This window comes from Pseudoalteromonas marina, from assembly GCF_000238335.3.
GTDB lineage: Bacteria > Pseudomonadota > Gammaproteobacteria > Enterobacterales > Alteromonadaceae > Pseudoalteromonas > Pseudoalteromonas marina.
In genome coordinates this window covers 52,451-65,978 of sequence record NZ_AHCB03000005.1, presented here as the reverse complement: position 1 = coordinate 65,978, position 13,528 = coordinate 52,451, and the positions used below count along the sequence as shown (strand labels likewise).

At 39.7% G+C, this 13,528-nt stretch carries 13 protein-coding genes; 7 read left to right on the top strand and 6 right to left on the bottom strand.

Features of this window, described 5'->3' with window-relative positions; genetic code table 11:
* Window positions 1-5: 5 nt before the first annotated feature.
* A complete protein-coding gene (gene metB, locus PMAN_RS00365) occupies window positions 6-1,235 on the bottom strand; it encodes a cystathionine gamma-synthase (protein ID WP_010557973.1) in 1,230 nt (409 codons plus the stop codon).
* A gap of 199 nt (window positions 1,236-1,434) precedes the next feature.
* Between metB and metJ the strand changes: the two genes are divergently transcribed.
* Window positions 1,435-1,755, top strand: a complete 321-nt coding sequence (gene metJ / locus PMAN_RS00360; RefSeq protein WP_006793094.1) for a met regulon transcriptional regulator MetJ — start codon at window positions 1,435-1,437, stop codon at window positions 1,753-1,755.
* A gap of 69 nt (window positions 1,756-1,824) precedes the next feature.
* Here the strand turns inward: metJ and PMAN_RS00355 are convergent, their stop codons facing one another.
* Both PMAN_RS00355 and rpmE read right to left on the bottom strand, forming a co-directional pair.
* On the bottom strand, window positions 1,825-3,066 hold the full coding sequence (locus tag PMAN_RS00355; RefSeq protein ID WP_010557974.1) for a malic enzyme-like NAD(P)-binding protein: 1,242 nt from the start codon (window positions 3,064-3,066) through the stop codon (window positions 1,825-1,827).
* Between the two features lie 620 nt (window positions 3,067-3,686).
* Window positions 3,687-3,902, bottom strand: a complete 216-nt coding sequence (gene rpmE, locus PMAN_RS00350) for a 50S ribosomal protein L31 (protein ID WP_006793092.1) — start codon at window positions 3,900-3,902, stop codon at window positions 3,687-3,689.
* A gap of 231 nt (window positions 3,903-4,133) precedes the next feature.
* Between rpmE and priA the strand changes: the two genes are divergently transcribed.
* From priA to PMAN_RS00325, 5 genes are all read left to right on the top strand, one after another.
* Window positions 4,134-6,320, top strand: coding sequence for a primosomal protein N' (gene priA, locus PMAN_RS00345; RefSeq protein ID WP_010557975.1), 2,187 nt, complete (start codon window positions 4,134-4,136; stop codon window positions 6,318-6,320).
* 20 nt (window positions 6,321-6,340) lie between these two features.
* Window positions 6,341-6,868 carry an SPOR domain-containing protein gene (locus tag PMAN_RS00340; protein WP_006793090.1) on the top strand — a complete coding sequence of 176 codons (528 nt, stop codon included), beginning with the start codon at window positions 6,341-6,343 and terminating at the stop codon, window positions 6,866-6,868.
* A gap of 79 nt (window positions 6,869-6,947) precedes the next feature.
* Window positions 6,948-7,466, top strand: coding sequence for an ATP-dependent protease subunit HslV (gene hslV / locus PMAN_RS00335; protein WP_006793089.1), 519 nt, complete (start codon window positions 6,948-6,950; stop codon window positions 7,464-7,466).
* 11 nt (window positions 7,467-7,477) lie between these two features.
* Window positions 7,478-8,806, top strand: a complete 1,329-nt coding sequence (gene hslU, locus PMAN_RS00330; RefSeq protein ID WP_006793088.1) for an HslU--HslV peptidase ATPase subunit — start codon at window positions 7,478-7,480, stop codon at window positions 8,804-8,806.
* A gap of 64 nt (window positions 8,807-8,870) precedes the next feature.
* Window positions 8,871-9,245: a gamma-butyrobetaine hydroxylase family protein gene (locus tag PMAN_RS00325; protein ID WP_010557976.1), complete on the top strand. Its 375-nt coding sequence runs from the start codon at window positions 8,871-8,873 to the stop codon at window positions 9,243-9,245.
* A gap of 23 nt (window positions 9,246-9,268) precedes the next feature.
* Here PMAN_RS00325 and PMAN_RS00320 read toward each other — a convergent pair whose 3' ends face one another.
* The 3 genes from PMAN_RS00320 to PMAN_RS00310 all read right to left on the bottom strand — a co-directional run bounded on the left by PMAN_RS00320 (window position 9,269) and on the right by PMAN_RS00310 (window position 12,825).
* A complete protein-coding gene (locus PMAN_RS00320; RefSeq protein ID WP_010557977.1) occupies window positions 9,269-11,149 on the bottom strand; it encodes a methyl-accepting chemotaxis protein in 1,881 nt (626 codons plus the stop codon).
* 108 nt (window positions 11,150-11,257) lie between these two features.
* On the bottom strand, window positions 11,258-12,289 hold the full coding sequence (locus tag PMAN_RS00315; protein WP_006793085.1) for an MJ1255/VC2487 family glycosyltransferase: 1,032 nt from the start codon (window positions 12,287-12,289) through the stop codon (window positions 11,258-11,260).
* The gene (locus PMAN_RS00310; RefSeq protein WP_006793084.1) at window positions 12,286-12,825 is read right to left on the bottom strand and encodes a phosphatase PAP2 family protein; all 540 of its coding nucleotides are present in this window, start codon (window positions 12,823-12,825) and stop codon (window positions 12,286-12,288) included. Before PMAN_RS00310 ends, PMAN_RS00315 begins: the two co-directional genes overlap by 4 nt.
* Before the next feature lie 205 nt (window positions 12,826-13,030).
* Here PMAN_RS00310 and rraA point away from each other — a divergent pair, with 205 nt between their 5' ends.
* Entirely contained in the window at window positions 13,031-13,528 is a 498-nt protein-coding gene (gene rraA, locus PMAN_RS00305; protein WP_006793083.1) for a ribonuclease E activity regulator RraA, read from the top strand.

Here is a 13,528-nt window from a genome sequence, read left to right as displayed (position 1 = left end):
ATTGTTCACCAAAGCGCTGGATGAGCGGCACTTAATTTAATGTCACCGCCAGCTCCTTTGTTTAAATTTGCTTTACTGCCTGGCTTTACAAGCTGAAACACGCGCTCTAAATCAGCTAATAAGTCGTTTATATCTTCTATACCTACTGAAACTCGAATAAGTGTATCGCCCACTCCCGCCTCAAGACGTGCTTTAGGCTCCATGCCAGCATGGGTCATAGTTGCAGGATGGCATATTAAGCTCTCTACTCCGCCCAAAGACTCTGCCAAGCTAAAGTCACGTAAGCTGGTTAAAAACGCCGCAGCATCGTTTATGTCGCCTTTAATATCAAAACTCACCATGCCACCAAAGCCTAGTTGCTGCGCTTTGACTAATTCATGCTGAGGGTGTGATTCAAGACCAGGGTAATAAACTTGGCGAACAAATTCCGATTTTTCTAAATATTTAGCAATCGCTAATGCGTTTTCTTGATGCTGCTTTAAACGCACATTTAGTGTTCGCAACCCGCGCAATGTTAAATAACTATCAAATGGCGCACCTGTAATACCTATATTGTTTGCCCACCATGCCAGTTCATCGCCCAGCTCTTGTGAAGCAGCAATCACCGCACCGCCCACTACATCTGAATGACCATTGATGTACTTGGTGGTGGAATGTACAACTATATCAACACCAAATTTAATAGGGTTTTGTAATGCTGGTGATAAAAATGTGTTGTCGGCAGCGACTAAAGCACCGCACTGCTTAGCAACATCGGTTATTGCTTTAATATCAGTTAAGCGTAGTAATGGGTTACTTGGTGTTTCTATCCAAATTAGCTTAGGCTTAATTGCTAAAATTTTATCTAAACTTTGTGCTTGTGTTAAATCTAAAACTTCTAGCTTGAGCAAACCGCGCTTTTGCAGTGAAGTAAATAAACGATAGCTTCCGCCGTAACAATCATGTGGGATCACTAACGTATCGTCATGATTCAGGATTTGCGTAGCCAAATGAACGGCAGACATACCCGTGGCAGTAATAATACCGCGTGCGCCACCTTCAAGCTCAGCCAAGGTTTCGGCTAAAATATCACGATTGGGGTTACCACTTCGCCCGTAATCGTATTGACGCTTTGTATCAAAGTCGGCAAACGAATAGGTGGTTGATAAGTAAATAGGTGCGACAACTGCGCCATGATGCTTGTCTGCTTCAACACCACTTCTTACTGCAATGGTTGCTTTATTTTTTTCGCTCATATTCGTCACCTATTTAATTTGGATGTTTAGACGTCTAAAAGAGTAATTTATCTTATTAAAGATGTCAAAACATTTAAAGCTCCAGATGGCTAAACAACTAGTATTTGACTATCTTTTTTAAATCGATAGAATTTCACGCATATTCATATGCATTGTAGTGCATATGAGCAATTATTAATCTGAGGCGACGATACATCTTATGGCTAAATGGAATGGTGAGTATATTCACCCATACGCAGAACACGGGAAAAAATCAGAACAAGTAAAAAAAATTACCGTTTCAATCCCACTAAATGTATTAAAGGTATTAACGGACGAACGCACGCGTCGTCAAATTAATAACTTACGTCATGCAACAAATAGTGAATTACTTTGTGAAGCATTTTTACATGCATTTACCGGTCAACCTTTGCCTAACGACGACGACTTACGCAAAGACAACGCCGAAAAAGTGCCTGAAGAAGTGAAAAAAATAATGCAAGAAATGGGGCTAGAAGTGCCTGTTTTAAACGAAGACTAAACGTAATTTAGACACAAAAAAACCTCAATTAATTGAGGTTTTTTTTGTGTCTAAATTACAACTTAGTCGTTATTCCATATAGTTTTCTGGTAAATCAATTTGTGCAACACCTGACTCTACAGCAGCTATTGCAACCGCTTTTGCAATACGCGGTAATAAACGAGGATCCATTGGTTTTGGAATAATATACTTATTACCAAACTCCAGCTTATCAACACCCGCAGCTGTCAGTACTTCAGCAGGTACAGGCTCTTTGGCAATACTTCTAATCGCTTCTACAGCTGCAATTTTCATTTCATCATTTATTGCACTGGCGCGTACATCAAGAGCACCGCGGAATATAAACGGAAAACACAGTACATTATTAACTTGGTTAGGGTAATCTGATCGACCCGTTGCCATAATTAGATCGTTTCGAGCAGAATGAGCCAGTGCAGGATCAATTTCTGGATCTGGGTTTGAACAAGCAAACACAACTGGTTTTTCTGCCATTAATTTTAAATCATCGGCAGCTAATAGATTAGGCCCCGATACACCAACAAATACATCTGCATCTTCAATAACATCTTGCAACGTGCGCTTGTCTGTATTGTTAGCAAAAAGTTTTTTGTATTCATTTAAGTCATCACGACGAGTATGAATAACACCTTTACGGTCAAGCATATAAATGTGCTCGCGCAAAGCACCACACTTAATTAACAGCTCCATACAAGCAACCGCAGCAGCACCAGCACCCAAACACACAATAGTCGCATTTTCGATAGACTTGCCTTGCACCTCAAGCGCGTTCAACATACCCGCAGCAGTTACAATGGCTGTACCGTGCTGATCATCATGAAATATCGGAATACTGCAACGCTCAATCAATGCTTTTTCTATTTCAAAACACTCTGGCGCCTTAATATCTTCAAGGTTAATTCCGCCAAACGTGTCGGCAATATTAGCAACTGTATTAATAAAGTCTTCAGTAGTGCGGTGTTTCACTTCGATATCAATAGAATCAAGGCCAGCAAATCGCTTAAACAGTAACGCCTTACCTTCCATTACAGGTTTTGAAGCAAGTGGGCCTAAATTACCTAAGCCTAAAATTGCAGTACCATTAGTGATAACCGCAACCATATTCCCTTTGCCTGTGTATTTATAAGCGTTTGCAGGGTCTGCAGCGATTTCACGTACGGGTTCTGCAACTCCTGGGCTATATGCTAATGCGAGATCTTTTACCGTTTCAGCAGGCTTTGTTAGTTCAATGCTAATTTTTCCTGGAACGGGGTGCGAATGATAGTGTAGTGCTTGTTCACGAAAGTCTGACATAACGCGATTGTATCCTGCAATTAAAGTAAAAGTGAGAGGTGAAGTTTAGGCTACGATACCCTTATTATTTTTAAATTCCAAGCAATATCAGGTCTATCCTGTTATATGCTAGTTCGATTAATTTTAAGAGGTTTTTCAATAACTTTTGTAAATTATATCGACACTTTATAAATAAAAATTCATCCAATAACGGATTCTAAAGGCACAATTGTTCTTTCATTATTTTTTATAAAATATCTTAATAAAGTCCTATAAAAATAAGCAAAAATAGGCTTATTCACATACTTTAAAAACATATAACTTCACGTTAGCTGCATTTAACCACTTAGTTAAAAAATGAACTAATTAAAAATATAGAGAATAATTTGCGGTTTGTCTGTAAAGGTTTATGCATATTCAGAATAAGAACAGGAAATAGTTATGCATAGCAGGGAAATATGAAAATCGAGCAATAAGCTAAATAATTTGTTATTTAGTTGTCCTATATTAAAAAATATTGACGCCGTTCGTGTAACACTTAATTTTTTAAATCGAAACGTTATTACTATTAAATTGGTATAACTAAATTAAAAGCATAAAAAAAGCACCCTAAGGTGCTTAATTTAACGAGACAGCAAAAATTACTTCTTGCTACCAAGTGCACCGAAACGCTTGTTGAAACGATCAACACGTCCGCCAGTGTCTAAAACTTTTTGCTTACCAGTGTAAAAAGGGTGACACGCTGAACATACGTCAAGGTGAATGTCTTTACATAGAGTAGAGCTTGTTTCGAATTTATTGCCGCATGAACAAGTTGCAGAAATTACTTCGTACTTAGGGTGAATACCTTCTTTCATAGAAACCTCTAGTTAAGGCCGCATCGCTCTCCAAACCCGAAGTCTGGCACCATACGTCGTTAAAACAAATTTGTTGGTCGCGGATTTTATCCAACTACCATCAAACACACAAGCTATTATTAACTGTTTTGCTAAAAAAGTAGGCAGACACTTAAGCAAGCAATATTTGCTAGTAGGTTTTTAACGTTATTTTTAGTACATTACATCATTAATTTTATGAGTTGAGTTGCTATGTGTTTTGCTGAAGTCGCTATAAAAGTCCCCTTACCGCGCACCTTTGATTATAAAGTAGATAAGCAACTCGATGGCATGGCATCACCACTTAAACCGGGTATGCGTGTGTTGGTGCCTTTTGGTAACCAAAAAAAAGTCGCCGTTGTTTTAGCTATTAAAAGCAAGACCGACGTCCCCGAAAACAAAATAAAATCCATCATCGAAGTCATTGATGACGCGCCTATTTTATCATCTGAGCACATTGCACTTTTGAGTTTTACATCTCGCTATTACTGCTACCCACTCGGCGAAACAATTCACATAGCGCTACCAAGTGCGCTGCGCCAAGGTGAGTCACCGGATAAAACCAGTATCAATATGGTTATGCTGACAGAAAAAGGATCAAAACTTCCGTCACTCAAAGCAAAAACTCAACTTAACTTATTAAAGCAACTTGCACAGTCAGGTAAATCATCATTAACCGAGCTTAAAGCACTCGGCTTTAGTAAAAAAACTATCGATAGCCTTATTGCAAAAGCGCTTGTTACACAAACCATAGAACATGATAATCAGTGGCAAAGTACTGCACCAACAGTGGGTAGTAAGCCTACACTGAATAAAGAGCAAGCCGTAGCTTGCACTGCAATTAATCAAAGTAAAGGCTTTAACACGTTTTTATTAGAAGGGGTTACTGGTAGTGGTAAAACCGAAGTCTATCTTCAATGTCTTGAAGAAGTATTAAAGCGAGGTGAACAAGCCTTAGTACTTGTACCCGAGATAGGACTTACCCCTCAAACGGTTAACCGTTTTCGTCGCCGCTTTCCAGATACACCCATCATGTTATGGCATTCTGCACTTACCGATAACGAACGCCTACAAACATGGCGCTTTTGCGAAAAAGGGAGTTGCGCTATTGTAATAGGTACGCGATCAAGTATTTTTTTACCCTTTTTAAAGCTCGGTATGATTGTAGTTGACGAGGAACATGACTCATCATTTAAACAACAAGATACTCTTCGTTACCATGCTCGAGATTTAGCAGCTTATCGGGCATTCCAGCATAAAATTCCACTTATACTCGGCAGTGCAACTCCAGCGCTCGAAACCTTGCATAAAGCCATTAATAATAAGTACCAACTATTAAGCCTGACTGAGCGCGCTCAAACCTCAACCGATAACCAATTTAAATTACTCGACATGAAAGGCCAGCCCGATCAGGCGGGTATTGCTCACGCAAGCCTTGCTACTATGCGCCAACATTTGAATCGAGGTAAACAGGTTATGGTGTTTTTAAATCGTCGTGGTTTTTCACCTACACTTATTTGCCATGAATGTGGTTGGTTAAGTGAATGTAACCGTTGCAGTACTAGTGCCACGTTCCATAAAGCGATTGGTCAAATGATTTGCCACCATTGTGGCGACCAACATCAAGTACCTCATCAATGCCCTGATTGCGGGAGCACGCAAATATTCCCTAATGGTAAAGGGACTGAACAAATAGAAGAATTTTTAACAAACGAGTTTCCTGATACGCCGGTAACCCGTATTGATCGCGATTCAACTCGTCGTAAAGGCAGTTTAGAAAAAGCCCTAGACGAAATTAATTTAGGTGGAGCGCGCATATTAGTAGGTACGCAAATGCTTGCAAAAGGCCATCACTTTGCTGATGTAAGCCTTGTCATAATTTTAGACGTAGACAGCGGCCTATATTCCTGCGACTTCAGAGCAACGGAACATTTAGCGCAGTTAGTGACTCAAGTAGCAGGACGTGCTGGTCGCTCAGGAGAGCCTGGCCAGGTGTTATTACAAACACATTTTCCCGAACATCCTCTTTTACAAGATTTGGTCAATAATGGTTACCAAGATTTTGCACGCTTTGCGTTAAGCGAGCGTGATGACGCCGACTTACCGCCTATTACTAATATGGCCATAGTTAGAGCACAAGGGCTAAGTATTAAACTAGTCGTCGACTTTTTGACAGATTTGGTTCCAGTTAACGGGGTATCTGGTATACAATTGCTCGGTCCGATCCCTGCCCCATTAGAAAGAATTGCGGGTATGTATCGGTTTCAATTGCACATTCAAGCGCAAGATCGCCGCATATTACATCAGTATCTTGCGCAAATGGTTGATTATTTAAGCACCAGTAAACTTGCACAAAAAGTTCGCTGGAGTTTAGATGTAGACCCTATAGATATGATTTAGGTTAAGGCCAAAATAACGCTATGGCACAGCACGATTACATTAATAAAAAACCAAAAAATAGAAAAAACACCAAAAAAGAACCTGCTAAAAAGCCATTCCCTTATCTTTTGGTAATTGTTGCAGCTTTGCTTGTGGGCGGTTTTGCCTATGGATTATGGTTTATTAAAAATAATGCCGACCCCGAGCTTGTTGAAAAACAAACTAACCCAGCCGAAAAAGAAAAAATAGAAGTGGTCGTTCCTCGTGCGCCTGAATTTATAAAAGAGATCAGAAACCATGAAGTGCAAGTAGAAGTAAAAGAAATTGAACAAAAAGGTCCTTATGTTATGCAATGCGGCTCGTTCAGGACTCATGAACAGGCTGAATCGTTAAAAGCTAAAATAGCCTTTGCTGGTCTTATATCTGAAATAAGAGAAACCAAAGGCGAAACGGGTATTTGGTATAAAGTACGTTTAGGGCCTTATAAAACGAAGCGCCAAGCAGAAAGTGATAAAAATAAACTCAAGCGTGTCAAAGTCGTCGGCTGCGGAATTTGGGGCTGGACTTGAAAATAAACCATTCACCCATATAACCTCATCATAATCGTTTTTAACGAGTTGCCCCTGCAACTCGATGATGAGGAATAACATGACCACTATTGTAAGTGTACGCCGCGACAACAAAGTTGTAATTGGTGGCGACGGCCAAGTTTCATTGGGTAATACCGTAATGAAGGGTAACGCCCGTAAAGTTCGACGCCTTTATAATGGCAAAGTAATCGCAGGTTTTGCCGGCGGTACTGCTGATGCCTTCACCCTGTTCGAACGTTTTGAAAGCAAACTAGAAATGCATCAAGGTAATCTCACCAAAGCTGCTGTTGAAATGGCGAAAGATTGGCGTAGTGACCGTGCACTCAGAAAGTTAGAAGCCCTTTTAGCTGTAGCCGATGAAACTGCCTCTTTAATTATCACCGGTAACGGCGACGTCGTTCAGCCAGAAAATGACTTAATTGCCATTGGTAGTGGTGGTAACTTTGCCCAATCGGCCGCAACCGCGTTATTAGAAAACACCGATTTAAGCGCTCGTGAAATAGTAGAAAAAAGCCTAACTATTGCAGGTGATATCTGCGTATTTACTAACAACTTCCAAACTATTGAAGAATTATAATAGGAACCGCTATGTCTGCTATGACCCCAAGAGAAATTGTTCACGAGTTAGATCAACATATTATTGGCCAAGCTAACGCAAAAAAAGCCGTTGCTATTGCACTTCGTAATCGCTGGCGCCGTATGCAATTAAACGATGATTTACGTGCAGAAGTAACGCCAAAAAATATTTTAATGATTGGTCCTACAGGTGTTGGTAAAACGGAAATTGCGCGCCGCTTAGCCAAACTTGCTAATGCCCCTTTTATTAAAGTAGAAGCAACCAAGTTCACCGAAGTGGGTTATGTTGGTAAGGAAGTTGAAACCATCATTCGCGACTTAGTTGAAGTGTCTATTAAAATGACACGTGAACAACAAACTAAAAAGTTTAAACACCGCGCAGAAGAAGCGGCCGAAGATCGTATTTTAGATGCACTTTTACCACCTGTTAAAGATCAATACGGTGAAACTCAGCGTGATGAAAACTCATCAACACGCCAAACATTCCGTAAAAAGCTTCGCGAAGGTCAACTAGACGATAAAGAAATTGAAATCGATTTAGCACAAGTACAACCAAACGTAGAAATTATGGCGCCTCCTGGTATGGAAGAAATGACCAACCAGCTACAGGGCATGTTTCAAAACATGGGTGGCGATAAGCGCACTAAGCGCAAGCTCAAAATTAAGGAAGCCTTTAAGTTACTAACCGAAGAAGAAGCGGGCAAATTAGTAAACCCAGAAGAGCTAAAAGAGCAGGCTATATTTGCTGTAGAGCAAAATGGTATTGTGTTTATCGATGAAATAGACAAAATTTGTAAGCGCGGAGATTCATCGGGTCCAGATGTTAGTCGAGAAGGTGTACAACGCGATTTACTTCCGCTTATTGAAGGTTCAACAGTAAATACTAAGCACGGTATGGTTAAAACTGACCACATGCTATTTATTGCCTCTGGTGCATTCCAAATGGCTAAACCATCAGACATGATCCCTGAACTACAAGGTCGCTTACCTATTCGCGTTGAGCTTGAAGCTCTTACTGCAAACGACTTCAAACGTATACTTACAGAGCCTCATGCTTCACTCACAGAGCAACAGCGCGAGCTACTTAAAACAGAGCAAGTTGATGTTCAGTACAGTGATGACGCTATTGAGCGTATTGCAAAAGCTGCATGGCAAGTTAACGAGAAAACCGAAAATATTGGTGCTCGTCGTCTTCATACCGTGATGGAAAAGCTAATGGAAGAAATTTCATACGATGCGTCTGAGCAAGCTGGGTCGTCAGTAGTTATTGATGCGGCTTACGTTGAAAAACATTTAGGTGCACTAGTTGAAGATGAAGATTTAAGCCGCTTTATTCTTTAATTGGTACTATAAGTAGTTATACTAAAAGCCTCCATATTGGGGGCTTTTTAATGGGATACAAAACATGAAACACGTAACAAAAGTGCATTATCATAGCGTGAGCAAAAATTTAGATGTTTACTTTGACGATGATAGTAAAGCCGTATTTAGTTGTGAATTTTTACGTGTTCACTCTCCATCAGCAGAAGTACAAGGCCATGGCTCTGGCCCTATGAAGCTGGTTTTAAACAAGCAATCAGTCGGGATAAAAAAAATAGTCCCGGTTGGGCATTACGCATTGCGCCTAGATTTTGACGATGGCCATAATAGCGGATTATTTAGCTGGAACTATTTTGCTAAGCTGCAAGAACAGCAGACTACGTTGTGGAATGAATATTTAGAACGTGTGAGCGAAAACACAAAAAACAAAGACAGTGTGCCAATAAAGTTTATTCCTTAAACTTTATTGGCTCTTTAATAAATTTAGACTTTAAATTTATCTATCGCAGCATATAGTACGCGACCTTGCTCAGATACCTCTTCACTAGTTTGCGCGTTACGCGATGCATGCTCTGATGCATCTTGTGCTATATCTCTAATACGTACCACGTTTTTATTAACCTCTGATGCAACTTGGCTTTGCTCATCAATAGCAACGGCAATTTGTGTACTCATCTCCATAATGGTTTGTACATCTTCAGTAATAGCACCCAACAACTCGCCCGCTTTAATTGCCTGGGATGCACTTTCATCACCTTGTGAGCGACATTGGTGCATAATGCTTACAACTTCCTGAGTACGTTGCTGCAGGGTATTAATAATCCCTTCTATTTCACTAGTAGACTCTTGCGTACGCTGGGCTAATGAGCGCACTTCATCAGCAACCACCGCAAAGCCGCGACCTTGCTCGCCAGCACGAGCAGCTTCAATTGCAGCATTAAGCGCAAGTAAGTTAGTTTGTTCAGCAATACCACGAATAACATCAAGCACCGAGCCAATCGTTTCACCGTCTTTTTCTAATTGAGACACTACATCAGATGCACTGCCTAAAGATCCAGACAATTCTCTGATATGGTTAACGGTTGATTCAACTTCGCTACGGCCTTGTTGAGCACTCAAGTTTGTAGACTCCGCTTTTTTAGCCGCCGCTTCAGTATTGTGTGAAATATCCTGAATAGTCGCTTGCATTTCTGTTGCTGCGGTAGCAACCATGTCAGCTTCGTGTAATTGCTCTTGCATACCTGAGCTTGTGGCTGCTGTGCTCTCAGATAAATGATCTGTTGCTACATTGAGAGTATTTAGTGCGCCATTTACCTCATGAATCAGGTTTTTAAAGTCACCTATTAAACTGTTAAAGTCAGTCGTCATGATAGTGATTTCATCTTTACCTGTTTGCTCTATCATTACGCTTAAGTCGTTATTGCGCCTAATGTCATTTATACTGTGATAAACGCGTTCAATAGGCACAATAATAGAATGGCTAGTAAAATAAACCAATACTAAAACAATAACGCCTGCAATAACGAAAATAGTAATTGCCAAAAACTGTGCCTCACTTACGCTGTTTTTGACATGAGTTACTGTTTCCTCAACAATTTGGCTAACAACAGTGTCACTTTTTGACACGCTTTCTCGCATTTTACCAAGAGCTCCTGACTCTAAGTTTACCCCTAATTCAACTTGGGCTTTTACCAACGCCTGAAAAGAGCTTTGATAAGTAGCAATTAAGCTATTGAGTTGTGATTTGGTGTTTGAGTCTATCGTTGAACGAGAAAGGCTTTGTTCAAGCTTAGTAATTGTGTCGTCAAAACGGGGAAGATACTTGGTATCTAAACGCAGCATAAAATCTTTTTCAGCACGTCTTAATTGCAACATAAGCACGAGCAACTCATCGCTTTGCTGCTCGTTAAGTAATGTTTCTACTTTATGCACAGCACTTCTTAGGTCACCATAAAGAGCGTCTTTTGGATTTAAGCCTATTTTTCTTTGAAGAGAGACTACGTTATTAAAATCGCTATTATATTTAGCAACTAAGCTTTTTAGCTGAATTGCTTTCTGAGTATCTATATTTAAACTAGCCATTAAAGCCTGTAATTCAGCTAACTTTGTATCCAGGACTGCATACTCTTTTTCGAACGACTCTAAAGAGCTCTCTGTTTTGTAAAACAAAAAGTTTTTTTCATGCTTTCTTAACTCTAATTGCTGAATATTCAGCTCTTTCGCTAGTTGTATAGTCTGATTTAATTTAAGATTTTCCTTTCCCTCAAAAATAGTTACACATAATAGAATAACCATTGCTAAACCAACTACCAAAGCATTAAGTTGCAATCGCCTCTTAATCGTTAAATTTTCTAAAAAACTCATTTCAAACACCTTTGGTTAATATGCAACCTTATTATAGACTAATGTACTAATCTGCTTTTATTTTTTTTAGCTTTTTGCAAACTGGTCATACCTGAAGAATATATGGCATTACAAATTAACACTGCCCCATAAACCTCTGTGTAGTAATTGAGTTTTATGCCACTGTTTTTGTAATAACCAATCTACAAGTGGTTCAGGGTCGCTAGGGTAATTAATTTGCCTGTTTTGAGGTGCATTATTCCAGTCATCTAATGCCTGTGGATTTAAGTAATTCATTACATGAGCCATTCCCATAGTGAGTAATGTTTGTGCATTTTCACTTTGTTCAAACTGGCCATCTAACGGCTTTAGTAATAATTTTTTACCCAACTTTAATGCCTCACTGGCAAGTTCAAACCCGGCATTACCAATCACGCCGCTTGTATTGGCTAAATCATTTAAAAAGTCAGATCTTGAAGGCGAACGTAAATGTATATTACCCAGCGATCTATTTTGCGCATCGGGGTGATAACAATAAAACTCTTTTTCGGGAAAGTCCTTTAGGTAGTCAATAATGCTAGCAAGGTTTTCAAAGGGTAAGTACACCAACACTTTGTTAATAATCGCAACAGGATTACTATGTTCATGATGTGCAATAAATGGTGGAATAATGTTTTCAGCAAATGGCTGCCAATGAACCCCCAAATACGTATCAGCAGGTGCATAATATTTTATTAACGACTTACGTAAAATACCTCGGCTAAACATAGGAACACTGTTAGATAAAAACGCCGCCTGGTGACTGATACCAACCACAGGAACACCTGCTCGTTTAGCTGCCCATGCAGTAATTGGCTCGAAGTCATTAAGCACAAAGTCATACTGCTTTACATCGAACGATTTAATGTCTTTCACTAACTTACAAATACGCGCATTTTTAACGGTTTGAAGGCTTTTTACTTGCCCGTTTTTAGTATTAAACGACAGCCCTCTAAAGCTTTTATAGTTCGCAAAGTCGTGCATATCAAAGTAATCTTTATTTGCACGTCCTGAAAAAACATAATCAACGTCAATATTTAGTTTTTTAAAGCAGCTAGCCATAACACGGGCCCGTGTTATATGGCCATTCCCAGTACCTTGAATACCGTATAATATTTTCATGCTGGCACCACTAGTGCCAATGCAAATAACCCACATGAACTACCTATCAGTGCACCAATAATAATATCAGCAGGATAATGGACCCCCAATACCACTCTCGATATTGCCACACCACCAGCCCAGCCTAAAAATAGCCATACATACTGAGGGAAAAAGTGACACAAAATAATAGCAACTAAAAAAGCGGCAGCACTGTGACCTGACGGTAAGCTAAACTTGTCACTCGGTACTATATAGGCATTGGTTACTAAACAATCGCATGGTCTTATTCGTGCAAAATACTTTTTAGCTAAAAAGTAAATTGGCCGCTCAATAATAAAGCCAAGCATTATTGCGATTGGTAATAGCTGGTGCAGCTCGTTTTTACTAAGCCACCACACACCTGCACATATAACTAAATACAATCCGCCGTCACCACTTTTAGATAATCCAAACGCCATTTTTTTTAGCCACTTAGGTGAGTTACAATTAAACAAAGTTAAAAATAATCGCTCGTCAAACTGAGCTACTTTTTTAAGTATATTATTATTACCCATTGCTTATTCCTCATCGCATAATATATGAACACTGATTTAGCTTAGGTGTTGTAAATAACAATTGAGTGACGCTTTTAAGACACTATTGTTGCCATTCTTGATTTACTCCTTGTTTTGCTTAAATTTACTACGATTAAGTCGTTGTTATTGGTTATAAGGCAGGTATACTGAGTTATAAATTAATGTACCTTTTGAGGATAAAATAATGGATTACAGCACTTCTGATTTATGTGACCACTTTGCTGACGTGGTTGACGTGCTAGAACCAATGTTCATCAACTTTGGTGGTCGACACAGTTTTGGTGGCCGCATTAAAACGGTTAAATGTTTTGAAAATAATGAACTGATCCGCGAAATACTATCTCAAGACGGTACAGAACAAGTGCTATTAATTGACGGTGGTGGCTCTACTCGCCGTGCACTTATTGATATTGAACTTGCTGAACTAGCTTTTGAAAACAATTGGAATGGCATTGTTGTGTACGGAGCTGTCCGCCATGTGGATGAGCTAGAAGAGCTTGATGTAGGTATTCAAGCCATAGCATCAATCCCTGTGGCTGCCGACAGCGAAGGCGCTGGCGAAAATGGCATTGGTGTTAACTTTGCTGGTGTGTCGTTTTTCGACGACGACTTCATCTATGCCGATAGCACGGGTATTGTGTTATCTGCTGAGGAACTTGAGTTGGAAGTTGTAGAAGTATAA